Here is a 19,817-nt window from a genome sequence, read left to right on the forward strand (position 1 = left end):
GGCCGGAGGCGCTGATTGCGTTTCCGGCTTTTTCCTGTTGGGGCGCCCTTTTGGCGCCTGGCCATTGCAGCGGCTGTCTTTGAGCTGCAGGGGGTGGCTGCCTGGAATGCGGCTCAGGCGCGCCCTCGCCTCCCCAACCATGGCAGCGCTGTGGCGGCGGCGCGCGCCATGGTGCAGACAGCCAACCAACAACAACGGGCCGTTCGCACCAGTTTGGCAACTTGCCAACGCGACATCGCCGCGTTAAAGGGGCGCCTGGCCACTACAGAGCAAAATCTTTCACAAGCCCAACGCCAGCGCAGCTCCATGTTGGCAGCGCTGCTCAACAACAAGCACAACACGCTTTTGGGGCCTTTGGTCAAAGTGGCCACCAAACGCCTCAACGACCTCCAAACCCGCAAAGCGCAGCAGGAAATAGACCTCAGCGCGCTGGAAGGGCGCCAAGCCCAGCTCAAAGGGAAGCTGGCCCAAACCCAGCATGCAGCCCAACAGGGTGCAAGGGCACTCAAACAGGCCCTTGCTGCGCCCCCACCAACTGCTGCACCCAAACCCAAATCACCCCCACCAGCGCCAAACCCACCAAGCAAAGCGGCGCATGCTGCCCCCTCAGCCAAGACGTCCCGTACAGCTCCCCGCCAAGCCATCCCCCATACCACTCCCCCAGCGCACGCCGACACAATGCCCAACCCAGGCCATGGATTGCGCCCTGGAAGCGCGCTTGTGCCTGTTCATGGGCGTTTGCGCAGCACATGGCATAGCGCCACACCTGACGGACCGTCCCAAGGCATAAGCTATGTCACACCCCGCAACAGCCTCGTGCTGGCGCCTTGCGCTGGCAAGGTGGTGTTCGCAGCGCCCTTCAACTTCTACGGCAACACCATCATTCTAGACTGTGGCCAATCCATGCATTTTGTGCTGGCAGGGCTGGGCACCATAAGCGCTGACAAAAACGACCCCACAGTGCGCGGTGAGTCCATCGGCGCCATGGGGGAAGGGCGCACCACCCTGTTTGTGCAGTTGCGCCATGGCGACAGCCCCATCAACCCTGCCCCTTGGCTGGAACGTGGCGGCCGGCCCCAGCCATGACCTCAGCCAGGTCCAGGCGCTTCTGTGGCCATAGCTTGGCTGGGGTTGAGGAAGTCGCAGTAGCGTTCCTCCAAAGCGGCAATCAGCAACAGGCAGAACAGGGCTTCAGTCAGTTTCTGGTTTAGCAAGGGGGCTTGGCTGGTGGCTGTGAATTGGCGCACGTTGCTGTCAAGTGCGCTCAGGGCTGTCTCAAACCGCTCACGGATCTCCCCCTCCCTTGCCTTGGGGAGGGCTGAGGGGAAATGGGCAGCGCGCGGCATGAGCAGATCAAGGCAGCTTTGGAACTGTTGGCGCAACAGCTGCGGGAAACCGCCTTCATGGATGAAGCGTTCGCAGCGGATGACGTTCAGCCCCAATGAAAGGGTGCCCAAAAGCCCTGCCAACCATTTCCGCACCAAAGGGTCACCTTCAACAGGGCCGCGCGTGGCGATTTGCGCAAAACGCGCCAGGGAATGGTTGATCCATTCATAGGAATGAGGGCCCGTGCGCAGGCACACCGGATGGTTGACTTGCCGCAGGGGGGCGCGCCCCCGCCCCGTTTGCGTGCGGAATTCCTGCCAAAGCCCCGCAAGGTCATGAAGCAGTGAGCGGCGCGCCCTGAAAGCCAGCTTCCCCAGGTTAAAGGGGAAGAACAGCTTGAACATCAGCACAGCGGTTGTGGCGGAAAGGCACATGCATAGCGCCCGGTTGTAGTAGCTCAGCTCATCCATGTCGTGATGGTTGCTGAGGCCACTCATCAAAAACAGCATAAAGCCGTAAATAATGCCGGCATACATGGTGCTTGGCGTGGCGCGGGCTTTGCAGGCTGTCATCAAGGCAAGGCCGAACACCAGCGCCAGGGGTTCGTAGGTCTTGATGGTGGGGATCATCACCGTTACCAGAAACCAGGCCATGGCAGCAGCGCACAGCGTGCCCTTTAACCAACCCATGGCGGCGCCTTCAGCATTGGCGCGCGGACTATAGACGCAGCACACCACAGTGGCATAAGCGATGAAGGACATGCCTTCAGACCAAGCCGTGACCTCAGCGATGAACCCCGTTACGACAATGCACAGGGCACTCCTCACCCCCCCCAGGAGCGCCAGCTGCCGGTCGCACCACGGGTGGGGAACAGGCAGCGCAAGGCTTGGCCCGGCCATTTCATGGGCTGCAATGGCCAGGTCGTCCAGGACCTCAGCCAAAGTGAACAAATGCAATTTCTCTGGCGCGCTGAGGGGGGCTTCGCGGGCCAGGCCCTGACTGACCCCACGAAGCCCATCCAGTTTCTGCAACAACGGCGCCAAATCCGCCGCCACGGCCTGGCTTGCTGGCAGGCCATTTTTGGCGCGCGCTGCTTTAGGGGGCGGCTGCGCCGACCAAACGTGCATGGTCTGTTCATAACGGTTTGTGAAAGCGTCCAGCTCAGCTAGGAATGCCTTGTGCGCGGCGTTATCATGGGGGGTGGCGTTCCTGATGATGCTGGCCCCTAGCAAATGGGAAAGGGCGGCTGCAAGCGCGCCCAACGCCAGCTGGGCCCGTTCGGCCATGGCGCGCCCATCAGGCCCCAGCTCTATGGCGATGAACTCCAAATCCTCCTGGAAGACCAGCATGCGGGCTATTTCCTGTTCGGCCAGGGTGGTGGCGGCACCAATACTGTCAGGGCTGTCCACCCCTTCAGCCAATTGGCGCAGAACGCTGCACACGCTTGTGGTTGCCCTTTGCAGCCCCGCAGCCAGCCGTTTATGGGCCTTGAGGACAGGATCGCCTGAAAACACGGCTTCCACAGCCATTTCACACCCGATGCCCAACAGGATGTAGCTGGTCCGCGCCACTGCAATGTTAAACACGTTGCCGGCGTTTGGCGCAGCTGACATGGTGATGATGACGCAGGTGAAGCCCGCCAAGGCCCAGCCATAAGAGCGGAAGCTCACCTCCAGCCCAGCCAACGTCACACACACAATGACCCAGCCGCCAAGCCCCAGGTAGAACAGCCAGAACCCCTGCGGGAAAATGGCAGCTAGCGTCAGCGCAGCCGTCAAGCCTGCCAAAGTGCCCAAAGTGCGCCAATAAGCTTTGGAAAGGCTGCGGCCTGATGTGTCCTGGGCCACCACCCAGGCTGTCAGCGGGGCCCAGGCGGGACTGTCCAGTTCCATAGGCAGTGCTAGGCCAAGGGCCAGCAGGCACGCCACTGTGGTGCGCAGCGTAAACAAGAACCCAGGCGGCAGGGCAGGCCGGTACAGCCGCCACCAAGGCAAAGGCGGCCGCCCTGGAACCTTCACCCCTCCCAAAGGCGCTTGGGGCTGTTCAGGGCCTGTGGGCGGGGATGTCTGGCGGTTGGCCATGGCGCTCCAGCCTGTGTCACCAAGGCTATGGCAGGACGTGATTGCAGACGGACAGCATACAGTCCTGCGCTGGATTTTCAGCTGTCTTTGTTGTCATTCAGTGCCCACCCAGTGCCCACCGGCCTTGCGCTGAAAGCAGGGGATGTCTGCTGGCGCGTGTGGCGCGAACAGGCCACCTGCCCAACTACCCTTGGCAAAATAGGGCCCACCCCCTTGGCGCAGCATGGTGTGGCAGTGCTATTCTGAGCGGCGTTGCCGCCCTTCTGCTTCAGTGCGGCTTTTTCTTGGCGCCAACGCAAGGATGAAACCTGGCAATGACATGTTCCCGCCCCTCCCTGTCTCGTCTTGCCAGAGTGCGCCTGGCCGGATTTGGCCTCTGCGGCGTTCTGGGATTCGCCCTGGCCAGCCAGGCATGGGCGCAGCCCCCCGCCAACCAAGGGCGCTTCCTGCTGGCCCTGGATGAAGCCACCCCAACGCCCCCAGCCCCTGCGCAGGCTTTGCCTGCCGCCCCAACCAAGAAGCCAGTGGGGCAGGCCACTGTACCCCCAGCCGCTTCTGGGGAGGGGGAGGATGACGACCAGCAAGGCAAAGGTTCAGACGCCAACAACGCTGAAACTGTCCGCCTGCTAACGCTGTTTGGAACCGTCATGGACATTGTGCGCGCTGAGTATGTGCAGCCCATGACATACAAGAAGCTCATCAACAATGCGCTCAATGGCATGGTGGGGGACCTTGACCCGCATTCAGCCTATATGTCGCCTGAGCAATTCAAGGAGATGCAGGACGAGATGGGCGGTCAGTTCGGCGGCCTGGGACTGCAGATCCAGTCAGATGCTAAGCATCTGCGCATCGTCTCCCCCATTGACGGCACACCTGCTGCCAAAGCTGGATTGAAACCAGGGGAAGTCATCCTAGATGTGGACGGCAAATCCGTGGCTGACATGAATGTCGACCAGGCCGTGAAGAAAATGCGCGGCAAGCCTGGCACCAAAGTGACTTTGACGTTGCTTGACCCCAAAACAGGCAAAACGCGCACTGTCACCCTCACGCGCCAAATCATCCACGTTCAGGTGGTGCGCGCTGCCCTTTACGGGCCGGTGGCCTATATACGCATCAGTGAATTTGGCGACCATGTGGCCAAGGAAGTACGCAAAGCCTGGGAAAAACTGCAGGAAGACGCCCAGAAAAAACATGTGCACATTATAGGCCTTGTCCTTGACGTGCGCTCCGACCCCGGCGGGAAACTGGACCAGGTCATTGCCGTGTGCCGCGACTTCATCAAGCAGGGGGAGATTGTCTCTATCCGGGGGCGCCACCCTGAAAACAACCAGCATTGGGAAGCCAAAGGGCGCGACATCACCCATGGGCTGCCCATTGTGGTGCTGACCAACGCTGGCTCCGCCTCCGCCAGCGAGATTCTGGCTGGCGCTATCAAGGACCACCACCGGGGCCTCATCATGGGGCAGCGCACCTTTGGCAAAGGCTCTGTGCAAACCATCATCCCCATTGCCGACCAGGGCGCGTTGCGCCTCACGACAGCGCGCTACTACACGCCTTCTGGGCAATCCATCCAAGGCCACGGCATCACGCCAGACATCCCTGTGGCTGAAAGCGCTGATGACGATTCATTCTACACCTACCATGAATCGGACCTCGCCCATGTGCTGAGCAATGTCGGCAGCAAAAAAGCCGCTGCGGAAGTAGCCACCTTGCCGCCAGCGGCACGGACCATCCCCAAAGAGCCGCCAAAAGGCTGGCCGGCTTATGACCCCACCAACCCCAAAACAGATTTCCAGCTTCAGCAGGCCCTCCACCTGCTTCATGCTGAAACCAACACCCCTGAACCACGTGTGGAGGTGACGTCTGCCACCCTCACGCCCCACAAAGAAGGGGTTCCTGCCAGCAAAGCTGCTCCAGCCAAAGTTCCAGCCAAGCCAGCGCCAGCTCAGCACGCAGTGCCTTAATGACCTTAATGAATAGAGAGCCTTTCCAAGGCCCTGTTTCGGTTCCAGGCTAGCAGTAGCCAAACCTTAAGGAGACACACCATGGCCCCCATGACGGACCCAAGCACCCTACCCTACAGGCGTAATGCCGGCATTGCCCTTTTCAATCATTGTGGGGAGCTTTTCCTGGCCAAGCGCACCGACCTTGCCGGCAATGTATGGCAATTCCCCCAAGGTGGCATTGACGAGGACGAAACCCCCCTTGAAGCAGCCTGGCGTGAAATGGGCGAGGAAACCGGCACTAATGACGCCGTCCTGCTGGGCAGCCTGCCTGAGTGGGTGCGCTATGACCTGCCAGCCAACCTGGTAGGGCAGGCACTGGGGGGACGCTACCGTGGCCAGGAGCAGAAATGGTTCGTGTTCGGCTTCACAGGGCAGGACAGTGCTATCAACCTCACTTTGCAGACCCCGCCTGAATTCAGCGCCTGGCGCTGGGTGAAGCCAGCTGACGTCCTTTCAGGGGCCTATGATTTGGGCTTCAAGAAGGAGCTTTACAGCCAAATCATTCCCCAGTTGGTGCAGGTGTTTGAAGGGGCGGCGCACGCCAGCGATGCTGAGGCACGCCAATGGGCTGAAAAAGCCAAGGCCTGGGTTGCTGCCAGCCAAGGGTGAGGGACGTTCCCCTGCGATTACCATCCTCGTGCCTGGCGGGCGGGCTTTCAAGAAGGCTCCACCACCTTGCCTTGCTCCAGGTGGATAACGCGCTGCGCTGCCTTGATGGCGGCGTGGCGGTGCGCCACCAAAAGGGTTGTCCTGCCGGCGCGCATCGCAGTGATGGCCGCCAGAACGCGCGCTTCCGTAGCAGCGTCAAGGGCTGAAGTCGCCTCATCCAGCAGCAGCAGGCGTGGCTGCCTGACAAGGGCGCGCGCCAAGGCCACACGCTGGGCCTGCCCCCCTGAAAGGCGCTGGCCATCAGGCCCCACACGGAAATCAGCCCCACCTGGCAGGTCATCCAGGAAATCAATCGCCGCTGCTGCGCAGGCAGCTTTGAATTCACTTAAAGTGGCTGTTGGGCGCCCCAAAAGGATGTTGTCACGCACGCTCATGTCGAAAAGCGCCGTTTCCTGGCACACATAAGCCATGGATGCCCGCAGTGACGGCAGATTCACTGTGCTGATGTCAGTGCCATCCAGCATGATGCGCCCTGATGAGGGGTCGTGAAGGCGCGGGACCAGGGAAAGCAAGGTGGATTTGCCAGCGCCGGAAGGCCCTGCGAAAGCCACCATGGTGCCTGCTGGGATTTCAAAACTGACATCCTCCAGCGCACTGCGGCCATCATCATAGCTGTGACATACATGCTCGAAACGCAACGTACCCTGCCCAGGCGGCAGGGCCTTGGCGCCAGGGTGCTGGCGGATGGCGGGTGGCTCATCAATAACAGCGAACACGCGCGCCATGCCCCCCATTCCTTCCTGCAAAGCCGTGTTGAGCGACCCCAAAGACCGCAAAGGGCGCGATGAGGCAAACAAGGCCGCTACAAACGCCGTAAATCCCCCCAGTGTCGCCCCGCCTGTGGCCGCCCGCCAGCCTGCGAAACCCAGCACAAAAGCGATGGCCGCGCCACCGATGACCTCCAACATAGGGTCCAGCCTGGCGCGGTTGCACGCAATGCGCAGGAACGTGTCATGGAGCCTGGCGAAAGCCCTGCCAGCCCTGGCTTCCTCGTGGGCCTCCAGACCATAGGTGCGCACTTGCCGCGCTAGGGCGAAGCTCTCCGTCAGAAGGGCTGCTGTCTGGCCCATCTGCTCCTGCGCGCCGGAAGCGCTACGCCGCACCGCACGCCCCAGGCGCTGCACCGGGACAGAAGCGAGGGGGTACAGCACAATGGCGGCCAGGCTCAGCTCCCAGTCCATCCACACCATGGCCACGACAAGGCCAGCCAAGGTGATGACGTCACCCAACGCGTTGACTGAACGGGTCAGCGCTTCCCTGATGGCCAGGGCATCTGATGTGAAACGCGCGCTCCACTGCGCTGGCGCCTCACGTTCCAGCCACGCTACGTCAGCGGCTAAAGTGTGGGCGAACATGCGTTTCTGCAGGTTTCTCATCACCTTCATGACCATGGTCTGAACAGCGACATTCTGCCCGTACTGCGCAAGCGCCTTGGCGCCTGTCACCCCCATGACCAGCAACGGCACCTGGTAGAGAATGCGCCTGTCGTGGGCGGTGAACATGTCAATGGCCTTCTTGATGACTACAGGGTAAGCCGCCGTCAGGCTGCCCATCAGCATAGTCAGCAGCACCATGGCCCCCAACAGACACGAATGGGGCGTCACTTCCTCACGGAAAATGCGCCATGCAAGCGTCATGGTGGTGGCAGGGGGGGTGGGATTTGTCACAAGCAAGCGCTGAACCAAGGGGCGTTGGCGTTAGGCCATGGTGCTGAATGTGCTGAAACGGCCTGCGCCAGCCTGTTCAGCCAACCATGCCCTGCAAGCTTCCATGCTGGGTTGGCAATCATGGTTAAGCCACCACTGCCTGCACGCTTTCAAGGCCTGCCCTAGCTCAGGGCCAGCTGCCAGGCCATGGGCCAGGCCATCGCGCCCTGTCAGGGTAAAAGTTGGCACAGGCTCCACAGCCAGGGCTTCCAGCGCTACCAGCGGCCATTGCTCCAGCACAGCACGCCCCACCACAGCGGCCAGGCCCCGCTCAGCCAAGGCAGGACGCACCACGGCCGTACTCTGCGCCTGTGGCAACGGGACCTGGAGGGCTTGCAGGAAGTTCTGCGCCTTGCGCGAAAGTTTCAACTGTGCCCCAGCCTGACCATCAGGGGCGAAGGCTGCCAAACGCAGGAGGGTTGGGCCGCTCTCATGCGCGCCTAAGCCAGGGACCTCAAGCGCTTTGTTGAGGGCCCCACCCAATGTGCCTGGCACTGCCTGGGGGCGCTGCTGGCCCAGCCAACTGTCCAAAATCCCCGTGCTTACCATGTGCTCCAGAATGGTCTGCAGGTTGCGTTCAGGCCCAGCCAATAGGCGCAGAAGCTCAGCAGCTACGCGTTCCGCTGAAAGGGTGCTGGCCAACGGTGCAAGCTCCCTGATGACCTCGAGCCCCTCCTGGTCCACCTGCTGACCATAGCGGGCAGTGAAGCGGAAAAACCGCATCATCCGCAACGCGTCTTCCTGGATGCGGGTCTTGGCCACCCCCACAAAACGCACGCGCCCAGCCCGCAAATCCTCCAGACCACCAAAATAATCGCTCACCTGGCCTTCATAGTCAGCGTAAAGCGCATTGATGGTGAAATCGCGCCGCGCTGCGTCTTCGCGCCAATCATCTGTCCAGGCTACAACGGCGTGGCGACCATCGGTTTCCACATCGCGGCGCAAGGTGGTGACCTCCACCGGGACAGTGCCGCTGGCTGTGGTGACCAGCACCGTCACCGTGCCATGGTCAAGGCCTGTGGGCACTGTGCGCATCTCCCCTTTGGCGGCGCGCGCCATGACGACTTCAGGGGGGAGGGGCACGGCAATGTCCAAATCGTGCACAGCACGCCCCAAAAGCAGGTCACGTACACAGCCACCTGCCATGCGCCCTTCTGGCAGGATTTTGCCCATGGCCTGCCACGCATCAGCCATGGCAGGGGGCAACAACGTGGCGTCCACTGTAGTGGGCGCCACAATGGCCTGTGGGTGTGCTGGGGACGCGCCAGAATTCATGGCAGCAGAATAGAAGAGAGGACTGCAGCCGTGCTAGGGTGAAAATGCAGCGATGTGCCCTGGGTTCATATACCGTGCCTTCAGGGGCCCCTCATGCCTTGTCTCAAGCTTTGTGGCCTCAACGCCCCCGTTCCTGGCCCTTTACTTAAATCCCTTACGTTCAATTATTTATTCCTTCCAGTGCCCTTTGACAGAGAAGCCTTCATGACATCCGCAGCATCCCCCCACCAGAACAATGCCTATGGCGACAATGGCAGCCCTGACCTTCTGGCGCAGGCTGATGGTTTAACCAGCCGCCTCCAAGCGTTGCGCACGGGGCTTGGTCATATCCTGCTTGGCCAGGAGAACGTCATTGATGATGTTCTAACGGCCATTTTGGGTGGTGGCCATGTCCTGCTGGTCGGGGCGCCTGGCCTTGGCAAAACCCTTCTAGCGCGTTCCATGGCGGCAGCTTTGGGGCTTGAAGGTGCACGCATTCAGTTCACACCGGACCTCATGCCCTCTGACATCACAGGGGCGGAAATCATGGAGGAAGGGGCAGACGGCAAGCGGCATTTCCGTTTTGAGAAAGGACCCGTGTTCGCGCAGCTGGTCTTAGCTGACGAAATCAACCGCGCCAGCCCCCGTACCCAGGCAGCCCTTTTGGAAGCCATGGGGGAGGGTAGCGTCACCCAGGCGGGCCACAGCTGGCCGCTGCCGCGCCCTTTCCACGTGATGGCAACCCAGAATCCAGCTGACCAGGAGGGGACCTATCCCCTGCCAGAAGCGCAGCTGGACCGTTTCATGCTGCGCGTGGCTTTGGCAGCCCCGCCCCGCCAAGCGGAGCGCAACATGCTGCTGGCGACCGGCACAGGACCAATGCCCCAGCCACAACCCCTTTTCACCGCCCAGGAGGTGCTTGCAGCACAGGATGTGGTAGCGCGCCTGCCAGTGAGCGAACGCGTTTTGGACGCTATCCTCTCCCTGGTGCGTTCACTGCGGCCTGAGGATGAAACCGCTACCCCAATCGTGCGTGAAAACGTTCTCTATGGCCCTGGCCCACGCGCCAGCCAGGCCTTGTTGCGCGGCGTCAAAGCGCGCGCGCTGTTGAATGGGCGCCTCTCACCCTCTGTGGAAGATGTGAAAAGCTTGGCCATTCCTGTTCTGGCCCACAGGCTTGGGCTGGATTTCCAGGCGAGTGCAGCAGGCCAGACCCCCGAAAAACTGATCAGCGCTGTGGCGGCAGCGCTCCCTGACCGCTAAAGCTAAAACGGGGCCTGGCCTGCCATCATGACATTCCCTCACCATCCCTCACCTGGAAAGGCGCCCTCTGGCTTGGCCAGCAAAGCAGGCAGCTGGCTACGCCATTGGTTCAGACCATCCAAGGGGGTATCTGCCCCCCAGGGGGTAACACCCCCCCATGCCACGGAAGAGCCCATCGCGCTGCCCCTTCTTTTGCTGGAAGCTGAGCAGCTCTCAAAACAGCTGACCGCTGGGCCCCATGGCAAACGGCAAAAGGGGGATGGTGAGGCTTTCTGGCAATTCCGCCCGTACCAGGCGGGAGAACCCGCCCAGAACATTGATTGGCGCCAATCAGCGCGCTTGGCTGGGGGCATGTCAGGGCAGGGGGCTTTTGTCGTACGTCAACGTGAGGCGGAGAACACCAGCCGCCTTCAGCTGTGGGTGGACTGTTCCCCCTCCATGAACTGGCGCAGCGCTGAAACACTGCCCCTTAAATCCACCGTGGCCTTGAAGGGCGCCTTAGTCTTGGGGAGTGCCGCCCTGCGTGCCGGCGAACGCGTCAAAGGGGGGAGTGGGCTATGGCTTGGTGGTACAGGCAGCGCCCCGCCCAGGCTTCTGGAACGCCTTGGCCAGGATTTGAGGCAGGCCACGCCACCAAGCAACAGCCAAGCCAACCAGCCTAACGCCGCTTTTTGGGCAGGGCAGGGGGCACGCCTTCTGGTCAGCGATTTCATGATAGGCGACCAAGCCTTTGCTCAGCTGCTCCAGCAAGCGCAGCGCGCCCCAGGGAAAGTCACTTTCCTATGCGTTCTCGACCCTGCCGAGCGCGCCTTACCCTGGCAAGGCACAACCAGGATGCTTTCCTTGGAGGAAGGGCAGGCTGGAGAAGAAAGCCTTCTGCTGCCTTCCGTGGAGCAGGAAGCGGCCGCTTACCAGGCATTGATGAAGCGCCATTTAGCGGACCAGGCTGCCCAGGCCAAAGCGGCTGGGGTTCAATTTGTTATTCAATCCACGGCTCTTCCCCTGTTGCCAGCTCTTTTAAAGGTGCAGGCGTGGCTGGGCCAACAGGGAAAAGGGAAGGTTAGTTGATGGGGGCGACAACTCTTTTAAGCACGGGGGGTGGTTTGGCATGGGCTCATCCAGCTTTGCTGGGGGGTTTGGCTTTGTTGCCTGCCACCTGGTGGTTGAGCCGCCTGACACCCCCAGCGCCACGCAAGCAGGTTTTTCCAAGCGTGCGCCTGTTGCACCAGCTGAAGCGCACAAACAGCACCAACGCTAAAACACCCTGGTGGCTGCTCGCTTTGCGCTGCGCTGCTTTAGGCTGCGTGGTTCTAGGGTTGGCTGGTCCTGAATGGCGGCCTCCCTCAAGTGCCGCCATGGCAGCAGCCCTGGCTGGGGGCGGGCGCAACATGGTCATGTTGATTGACAATGGCTGGGCCAGCCTTCCCAATTGGGCCCAACGCCTCGACAGTGCCACCACCCTAGGGCAGCAATGGCTTGCTCAGAGATCTGAAGGGGCCAACACAACGCTGGCCATCCTGACCACAGCCCCCCAGCCAGATGGCCGCATGAAAGCGCCCTTCATGCTGGGCGCCCCCAATCAGGCGGACGCTGACCTGCGTGATGCTCTGGCCAGCGCGCTAGCTAGCCTGACACCCCGCCCTTGGCCTGTTGACCGCCAATCCACGGCCAAGCAGCTGCGCGACAATGAACAGCTCCGCCAAGCCCTTGCAGGTGCGGATGTGTGGGTGCTTTCAGACGGCATCAACCAAGGTGGCGAAGCCGCTTTGGAAGCTGCCTTGAAGCCTGCGCGCCAACGGAGGGACATGCGATGGGACCCCTGCCTGCCCGTGTGGCTGGACATGCGCCCCCCCAATGCGCGAAGCCAACCCTCTGCGCAAGCTGGCGTAGCCTGGCAGGCCAAGGTTCTTTTCGCCCAGAACTGCGCCACGCCTGCCCCTTTAGCCCTCAGCGCTTATGGGCTGAATACCCCAACGCCATCCCAGCGTTCTGATAACTTCAGCATGTTAGCAAGCTGGAAGCTGCCAGCAGGCAAAGCGGCAACAGCCATGACTGTCCCCCTTGATGGAGCCCTTGATGGAGCAGTGGGGGCGTTTGCTTTGAACCCTCCAACATCAGCACGCGCTGGCAGTGCCGCAGCCTTGCCAGGGCCTGCCGCCTGGCACTTGTTGGCTACTGCCGTTCATGGCCGCAGCACAGCGGCGGTGCTGATGGGCCCTCATGATGCTCAAGCGCTGACGGGGGCAGGCTGGTTCTTGCAGCAAGGCAGCGCCCTGCATGGCCAATCTCTGGCCACCCTTACCCTGCACCAACTTGAAAGTCCCAATCCCAGCAGCCCAGTGCCACCAGCTTTGCGCGCCATCAGCCTGGTCTATGCGCCAGACGGCACACTGCCCGCCCTCTCCAGCCACCCTTCAGAACCTGATGAACAGCGCGCCAAGGCAGGCCTTATGGCCTGGGTCAGGCAAGGGGGGACTTTAGTGCGCTTTGCAGGGCCGGTGGCAGGACGCTCCAGCCTTGACAGCCGTGATGATGGTACCAGCTCTGAAAACCCAGGGATTGATAACTCACCCTCCCTTGATGAAACCCTTTCTGTGCCCCTGCTGGGGGGAACACGTCAGCTTGGCGGTCCGCTTTCACTTACCAAACCACCCCATTTGGCCTCCTTTCCTGCCCAGGGACCTTTCGCTGGTTTGGCTGTTCCCCAAGACGTTACAGTAGAACGCCAGATCCTGGCACGCCCCACAGCAACGCTGAACGACCATGTCTGGGCCAGCCTTGAGGACGGCACGCCCTTGGTCACGGCCCGCCGGGAAGGAAAGGGGGAAGTTGTGTTCTTCCACACAGCCCCCCTGGCCAATTGGACAACACTTCCTTTGGCGGGCCTATGGCCAGCCATGCTTGAACGTCTGGCCCAGCGCGCTGACGCGCACAGCCCCAACCACCCTGCCCAAAATGGCCTTGTGACCCAGCCTTCCACAGGTGGTGCTGGTGAGGGGAACCAGACAGGATTGCCGCCCTGGCGGGTGCTCACGCCACAAGGCAGCTTGACGATAGCAGGGCCTGACGTTCTACCCCTGCCTGACGATGATCATGCAAGCCCCATACCCGTCAGCGCGCTCCACCCAGCAGGGCTTTATGGGCGCCCTGGCGGTTTCATGCGTGCCCTTAACCTTGCCCCTATGCTGACGCCAGACCGCGCAGCCCTGGCTGTTGAAAAACCTTTAGGGATCTTGGCCAGGCCTGTGGGGCCAATTACCCCCCATGCCCTCGGCCCCATTTTGATGACCTGCGGTCTTGGGCTGTTGATGCTGGCACAAGCCATTTTGCTGGCACAAAGCCTCAAGAGAGCTTGGTGGAAACGCCTCACGGGCAAAGCTGGGCTTTCTGTCCTCATGCTGGCCAGTGGTTTGGGGGCAGCCAGCCACGCTTGGGCAGGACCAGCCCTTGGCGCAGGGCAAAAGGGGGCGCCCACTCCGGCCCAAAGCGCTGAAAGCGATTGGCACAACACCCTTGAAACCCGTTTGGCGTGGTTGCCCACTGGCGACCAGGAAACAGATGATCAGATCGCCGCCGGCATGAAAAGCCTGACTGATTACGTCAACCAACGCAGCAACCCCCATTTGGGAGCGCCCATCAAACTTGACCTCAACCGTGACGATCTGGGTTTCTACCCTTTGATTTACTGGCCCATCCTGCCCAATGCCCATGCTGACGGGGCGCGCGCCCAAAAAATCAGCCTTTACATGCAGCGTGGAGGCATGGTGCTGGTGGACCGCATGGGCGCTGGCACGCTAACTAATGCCGCTACCAGCGCTACCAGCGCTGAACATGCCCAAAACAGGGCGCTGGAGGGGGTGACCCTGCCCACTCTGCTGCCCTTAACGGACCAGGCCACTGTCGCCCACACCTTCTATATCCTTCACGGCTACCCTGGCCGCGCCCCTGCCCAGCCTGTGCTCGGTGTGGGGGCGCAGGCAACAGGGCATCTGGGCACTCCCAAGGGCACAGAGAACCAGCCAACCCTCAACCAAGGCACTGATGGCGGCGATGAGGATAGCGAGGGCGAACAAGTCACCCCCATCCTGATTGGCAACGGTGATTGGGCGCGCGCCTGGGCCATGGACAAGCAGGGCAACCCCATCATGGCGGTGGAACCAGGGGGGGAGGACCAGCGCCGCCAAGCGCAGCATTTTGGGTTGAACCTGGTGATCTACGCTTTGACAGGCACCTACAAGGATGACCAGAGACGCTACCCCAAGCTTCTGCAGCAACTCCCTGGTCAGGGGGGGGCCAAAGACGGTAGCCCAGGCTCCACAGGCCAGGCGCCTGGCCTTGATAATGAGAATGATGGGGAAAGCGAGGATACGCCATGACCAACCTCCTTTCAGGGGGGCATGAAGCCTCCAAGGCCATCTTCACGGTAATGCCCCACCCGCTGCCCCATTTGGTGTGGCATCCCTCCATGCCTTGGTGGGTGATTGGCACCCTTGGCGCCTGTGCAGCCAGCCTGGCGCTGCTTGGGTTGGTGCAACGCCAGCGCGGCACCCTTCCGGTGGCTTTGGCCCTGGGGGTGGGGCTGCTTTGGCTGGCTGGACCTGGCATCAGCACCCCCCTCAAAGGGGTGCGCCCGCGGACTGTGGCGGTTCTCGTGGATCAGTCACCCTCCATGGCGCTGGGGCAGCGCCGCCAGCAAGCGCGCAAAGCGGTCGCCAGCCTGCAAGCCAGTGCACGTAGCTTGGCTGACGTCACGGTGCGTGTGGTGCCATTCGGCGCTGAAGGGCCGAGCACCAAGCTGCTGCCTGCGTTAGCGCAAGTTCAACGCTGGCCAGATTTGGCTGCCAGTGTCATCGTGAGCGATGGCCAAGCAACGGACGCTACCCCCCAAAGCGCCCTGTCCTTGGCCACCAGCCCTGCTGCCCCCCTATCGCTGATTGTGGCAGGGCAGAAGGGAGAGACAGACCGTAGCCTGACTCTGACAGGCCTTCCTCCCTATGTGGTGGCAGGTGAGAAGGCCACATTGACGGCGCGCGCTGATGATCATGGTGCAACTACCAGTGCACCTGTGACCTGGCGGTTGCGCATGGCAGACGGCACCGTGAGGGAAGTTGCCCACAGCCGCACTGGCGAACCCACCACTATAACGTTGCCTTTGGGCCCTGGGGGCCTCAAAGCAGGCACGACCCCCGTTGAAATCAGCGTTTCCCCACGACCTGGAGAAGTGTCGAGCGCCAATAATCACCGGGTCATCAAACTTGTCGCTGTGCGCAACCGCCTGCGTGTTGTGTTAGTTTCAGGCTCGCCCCAGCAGTCAACGCGCGTGTGGCGGCGCTTGCTGAAATCCGACTCTACAGTTGACTTGGTGCATTTCACCATTCTGCGCGCCCCTGAAATGGAAGATGACGCCCTGCCTTCAGAACTAGCGCTGATTCCCTTTCCCACCAAAACCCTGTTCAAGGACAAGCTGCGCAGCTTCGACCTGGTCATTCTGGACCGCTTCGCCACTCAGGGCCTGTTGCCAGACGCCTATATGCAGAACATGGCTGATTATGTGAAAGGGGGCGGTGCGTTGCTGGTCACCACAGGGCCGGAACAGCTGGAGGGCGGCGCGCTGGAGGAAACCCCCTTGGCCAGCGTGTTGCCAGCCCGGCTTCTGCCTGCGCCAGGTGTACCCATGCCATCCCCCCAAGTGGGGCCGTACAGCATTGTGCCCACTGAACGCGGGCGCCACCACCCCATTACCAGCGCTCTTGGAGGGGCAGGGCAATGGGGGCCTTGGTACCGCATGATGCGCCCCCTACAAACCACTGGTGAGGTTCTGCTGGAGGCACGTCCCCAAAGCAACCTCCCAACCACCCCAAGCGAGGGGGACTCTAGAACAACTCAGCCTGCCCTCATCATCGGCCAGGCTGGTAAAGGTCGGGTCGCCATGATGATGTCAGGGCAAAGCTGGCTGTGGTCGCGCCCCCTTGATCGTTCAGGACCCCAAATGCAATTGCTGGACCGTTTGGCCCACTGGCTGATGAAGGAACCGTCCCTGGAGGAAAACCGCCTGACCGCCACCATGACGCGCGGCGCTGGTGGTAAGGTGGTGCTTGCCGCCACACGTGTGCTGGAGAAGCCAGCAGCAAGGGCTACAGTCCAGGTGAACGGCCCTGAGGGGCAACATCTCACCCTTGTGCTGCAGCCACCAGCAGGCCAGGAACAGGCCACCGTGCTTTCAGGTCAGCTGACGCTCCCTGCCAATACTGAGCCAGAGGAACTGTGGTGCTTGAAGCTTGATGGCTTGTCGGCCACGGCCTGGCTGCCCAGCCAAGATCAGGCGGAAAACCGTGACCTTCACAGCACTGCGGGCGTGCTGGGCCCCCTCGTTGCCAAAACGGGTGGCCATATCGTGTGGGGGGCAGGAAAGGCCACCCTCCTGGAGGGTAGCGCCAAAGGGGGCATCCCAGTGGGGGGACGTATGGCCATGCTGCCTGGGCAGTTCAGCTGGCATGCCCTTTTGCCGCTATGGGCCGTGCTGGCGCTGATGGCAGGGCTGTTGGGGGTGGGATGGCGGCGTGCTTCAGAGTAACATGGAACCATGCCCACCCCTGCAGCAGGAAACCCCTTCATGATGCGTGCTGTCCGCCACCCAGCCTGCGCTTTGCCAACAGCAAGCTTTGCAGCGCAGGCTCAACCCACCCCCAGCGTTTCACGGCGCCACCAGGGTTTCAAAGGGGTTGCTTTGAGTTTGGGGCTTCTGTCCATGCTGGGAGTGGGGGCGTTTATTCTGGTTGGCGGCTTGAGCACCCCAGTCCACGCCCAAAGCAGCCGGCAACAGGCAGAGGCTGAAGAGGATGCAGCCGAAGCCCAGCAACGTGCCGAAGCGCGCAAGGACGCCAAAAGCGCAGCGCCACCTTCTGCTTTGCCAGGCGCAGCCGCAGGGGGGGACAGCAGCCACGCCCGCATGGACGTTGGCCCGACTGAAGCCCTTTTTGACGCCATCAACAAAGGCGCCCTTCAAGCTGCCAAAGAGGCCGTTGGCCGTGGCGCTGACCTGACAGCTAAAAACGAGGTCGACCAAACCCCGCTGGACATGGCTATTGATTTGGGTCGCAACGACATCATGTTCCTGCTTTTGTCGCTGCGCACCTATGACCCAGAGGGCCGCCTGGTGCTGACGGCGCCTAAACAACACCACCTCATCCCCACCCACACGGAACGGCGCGAGAGCATGGCCCAGCGCCTGGCTGAGGAACGCGCACACCAGCGGGAAATGGCCGCCCTTGCCAAGCAGCGCCGTCAACGCCTTGTAGAAACCGACACCCCCCAGCCCGATGTCGGGTTCCTGGGCTTCAAGCACTGATGTCAGGATTTCATGACTTGTCCCGTCAAGTCTGATGCCATCAAGCCTATCACGCCCTCCGCCAGGGCTAGGGAGAGACCATGACAACCCCAATACCCAACCCCCAGGGCCAGCCCGGCCTCCTTCTGTTAGGCACTGTTTGGCCTGAAAAAGCCGTTGAGGCCTTCAGGCAGTTTTTTGCTGTCCACCGTTTTGAAAAAATGGCCGACCTCAACCAGGCGGCGCTCGCGCAGATTGGGCCAGGCATCAAGGCGGTGGCCACTGGCTTTGTGCCGGGTCTTCCTGGGCCTGTCATGGCGGCTTTGCCTGCCCTCCAAGCCATTGCGGTGGATGGCGTTGGCACAGATTTAGTTGACATGGCCCAAGCGCATAAGCGCGGCATCGCCGTCATGACGGAGGCAGGCGCGCCCATCATCACCCATGATGTCGCTGACATGGCCATGGCGCTTCTGTTGGCCGTCAAACGCCGGGTGGTCTTCAACAACCAATGGGTGCGCTCAGGTGATTGGGCGGCCAAAGGGTTGCCGCCACTGGGTTCCAGCCTCAGCGGGTGCAAAATGGGCTTGGCAGGATTTGGCCATATCGGCCAGGCCATTGCCCGCCGCGCCGCCGCTGCTGAGATGACCATCGCTTATTGGCAGCGCCACCAGGTTCCCCAAAGCCCCCACCCTTTCATGGCCACGTTGCTGGAACTGGCCCAATGGGCGGATGTGCTGGTGTTGGCCATGCCAGCCACCGCAGCCACAAGGGGCATCGTCAATGGTGCAGTGCTGGAGGCGCTGGGGGAACAGGGTGTCCTTATCAACATCGCTCGCGGCGCCCTGGTTGATGAGCAGGCGTTGATCGCTGCCCTGGCAGGGGGCAGGCTGGCAGGGGCTGGGCTTGACGTGTTTGACCATGAACCTGCCATCAACCCTGCTTTCCTGATGCTCCAAAATACTGTGTTGTCCCCTCACCAAGCTTCCGCCACCTTCAAGGACCGTTTGGACACGGCTTTAGACTGCTTGGGCAAGCTCAAGGCTTTTTTCAAGTTAGGCTAAATGAATTGGAATGGGCCGGCTCAATTCAGCTTTCTGGCTTAGGTGTTTGCGCCAAAGGGCTTGGGCGCTGGCGCAATGTGTCCAGCTCCTGCCATTGGCCTGCCACTTCATGACGCCAGAATGTCCAGCCATTGCAGCTGGCCTGGCCTGAGAGCGCCCGCCCCAGCTGATGAATGGAGCCGCGCTGGCCTGTTGCTTGGGCCACTAGGGAACCATCCGCTGTGACCATGGCCTGGTGGCGCCCGGTGGCGTCCTGCAGCATGGTGCCTGGTGGCACCTGTCCCCCCTCCACAAAATGGCTGAACGCTACACGCGGTTGCTGGCGCCGTTCAGGGGTGACATTCAAAATCCCAGCCTGCCAAGGCTGCACTGTTTCCAGGCGTTGCCTGGCGGCCTTAGCATAGGTGGGGTTGCGTTCCATCAAGATGTAATGCCGCCGCATGCGCTTGGCGGCAGCAGCTGTGGTGCCTGTGCCGCCAAAGGGGTCCAGAACAATGTCCCCAGGCAGGGTGGAAGCCAACAAAACTCGTTGCAGCAGGCTTTCAGGCTTTTGCGTGGGGTGAAGCCGCCCTCCATCCCCTTGGCGCAAACGTTCCTTACCCGTGCACAGGGGCAGGAACCAGTCTGAACGCATTTGAAGCCCCTCATTAAGCGATTTCATGGCTTGGTAATTAAAACGGTAAGGGCTGCCAGCCTGACGCGCAGCCCAAATGAGCGTCTCATGGGCATTGGTGAAACGCCGCCCCCTGAAATTGGGCATAGGGTTGGTTTTGCGCCACACAATGTCGTTGAGAAGCCAGAAACCTAAATCCTGCATCAACGTGCCCACCCGGAACACATTGTGGTAGGACCCCATGACCCACATCGTGCCTTCAGGGTGGAGAACACGCCGCGCCTCCGCCAGCCAGGCGGCACAGAAAGCGTCATAGGCAGCAAAGCCTTCAAAGCAGTCCCAATCGTCATGCACACCCTGGACCAAGGTTTCATCAGGGCGGTGCAGTTGCCCGCGCAATTGCAGATTGTATGGGGGGTCTGCAAACACGCAGTCCACACAGCTGTCAGGCAGGGCTTTCATGAGTTCCAGGCAGTTGCCTGTCAGCACCACGTCCACCTCCAGGGCGCTG

Annotated in this window: 13 protein-coding genes; 9 read left to right on the forward strand and 4 right to left on the reverse strand. The window is 61.5% G+C overall.

From position 1 onward, the window contains the following. Positions 1–15 precede the first annotated feature (15 nt). Positions 16–1,086, forward strand: coding sequence for a murein hydrolase activator EnvC family protein (locus E3E12_RS01680; protein WP_141442771.1), 1,071 nt, complete (start codon positions 16–18; stop codon positions 1,084–1,086). Positions 1,087–1,088: 2 nt separating this feature from the next. Here the strand turns inward: E3E12_RS01680 and E3E12_RS01685 are convergent, their stop codons facing one another. Beyond that, on the reverse strand, positions 1,089–3,407 hold the full coding sequence (locus E3E12_RS01685; RefSeq protein ID WP_141442773.1) for an FUSC family protein: 2,319 nt from the start codon (positions 3,405–3,407) through the stop codon (positions 1,089–1,091). 314 nt (positions 3,408–3,721) lie between these two features. Here E3E12_RS01685 and E3E12_RS01690 point away from each other — a divergent pair, with 314 nt between their 5' ends. Then, on the forward strand, positions 3,722–5,371 hold the full coding sequence (locus E3E12_RS01690; RefSeq protein ID WP_240810534.1) for a S41 family peptidase: 1,650 nt from the start codon (positions 3,722–3,724) through the stop codon (positions 5,369–5,371). A gap of 90 nt (positions 5,372–5,461) precedes the next feature. Further along, the gene (locus E3E12_RS01695; RefSeq protein ID WP_141443990.1) at positions 5,462–6,022 is read left to right on the forward strand and encodes an RNA pyrophosphohydrolase; all 561 of its coding nucleotides are present in this window, start codon (positions 5,462–5,464) and stop codon (positions 6,020–6,022) included. A 47-nt stretch (positions 6,023–6,069) separates the two neighbouring features. Here E3E12_RS01695 and E3E12_RS01700 read toward each other — a convergent pair whose 3' ends face one another. Together E3E12_RS01700 and E3E12_RS01705 are read right to left on the reverse strand one after the other, a co-directional pair. Next, on the reverse strand, positions 6,070–7,749 hold the full coding sequence (locus tag E3E12_RS01700) for an ABC transporter ATP-binding protein (RefSeq protein WP_240810535.1): 1,680 nt from the start codon (positions 7,747–7,749) through the stop codon (positions 6,070–6,072). A 30-nt stretch (positions 7,750–7,779) separates the two neighbouring features. Beyond that, complete coding sequence (locus E3E12_RS01705; protein ID WP_240810536.1) at positions 7,780–9,063, reverse strand: CCA tRNA nucleotidyltransferase; 1,284 nt, start codon at positions 9,061–9,063, stop codon at positions 7,780–7,782. Between the two features lie 204 nt (positions 9,064–9,267). On the opposite strand from E3E12_RS01705, the gene E3E12_RS01710 reads away from it, so the two are divergent. The 6 genes from E3E12_RS01710 to E3E12_RS01735 all read left to right on the forward strand — a co-directional run bounded on the left by E3E12_RS01710 (position 9,268) and on the right by E3E12_RS01735 (position 18,693). Next, positions 9,268–10,305, forward strand: coding sequence for an AAA family ATPase (locus E3E12_RS01710; RefSeq protein ID WP_141442775.1), 1,038 nt, complete (start codon positions 9,268–9,270; stop codon positions 10,303–10,305). A gap of 72 nt (positions 10,306–10,377) precedes the next feature. Further along, a complete protein-coding gene (locus tag E3E12_RS01715; protein WP_206338655.1) occupies positions 10,378–11,373 on the forward strand; it encodes a DUF58 domain-containing protein in 996 nt (331 codons plus the stop codon). Next, the gene (locus E3E12_RS01720) at positions 11,373–14,681 is read left to right on the forward strand and encodes a DUF4159 domain-containing protein (RefSeq protein ID WP_141442779.1); all 3,309 of its coding nucleotides are present in this window, start codon (positions 11,373–11,375) and stop codon (positions 14,679–14,681) included. Before E3E12_RS01715 ends, E3E12_RS01720 begins: the two co-directional genes overlap by 1 nt. Then, a complete protein-coding gene (locus E3E12_RS01725) occupies positions 14,678–16,879 on the forward strand; it encodes a hypothetical protein (protein WP_141442781.1) in 2,202 nt (733 codons plus the stop codon). Before E3E12_RS01720 ends, E3E12_RS01725 begins: the two co-directional genes overlap by 4 nt. A 39-nt stretch (positions 16,880–16,918) precedes the next feature. Further along, on the forward strand, positions 16,919–17,653 hold the full coding sequence (locus E3E12_RS09000; RefSeq protein ID WP_240810537.1) for an ankyrin repeat domain-containing protein: 735 nt from the start codon (positions 16,919–16,921) through the stop codon (positions 17,651–17,653). An 80-nt stretch (positions 17,654–17,733) separates the two neighbouring features. Further along, positions 17,734–18,693 carry a 2-hydroxyacid dehydrogenase gene (locus E3E12_RS01735; RefSeq protein WP_141442783.1) on the forward strand — a complete coding sequence of 320 codons (960 nt, stop codon included), beginning with the start codon at positions 17,734–17,736 and terminating at the stop codon, positions 18,691–18,693. 25 nt (positions 18,694–18,718) lie between these two features. Here E3E12_RS01735 and E3E12_RS01740 read toward each other — a convergent pair whose 3' ends face one another. Then, positions 18,719–19,768 carry a site-specific DNA-methyltransferase gene (locus E3E12_RS01740; RefSeq protein WP_141443993.1) on the reverse strand — a complete coding sequence of 350 codons (1,050 nt, stop codon included), beginning with the start codon at positions 19,766–19,768 and terminating at the stop codon, positions 18,719–18,721. Positions 19,769–19,817: the final 49 nt, after the last annotated feature.

This window comes from Formicincola oecophyllae (assembly GCF_006542395.2).
Classification (GTDB): domain Bacteria; phylum Pseudomonadota; class Alphaproteobacteria; order Acetobacterales; family Acetobacteraceae; genus Formicincola; species Formicincola oecophyllae.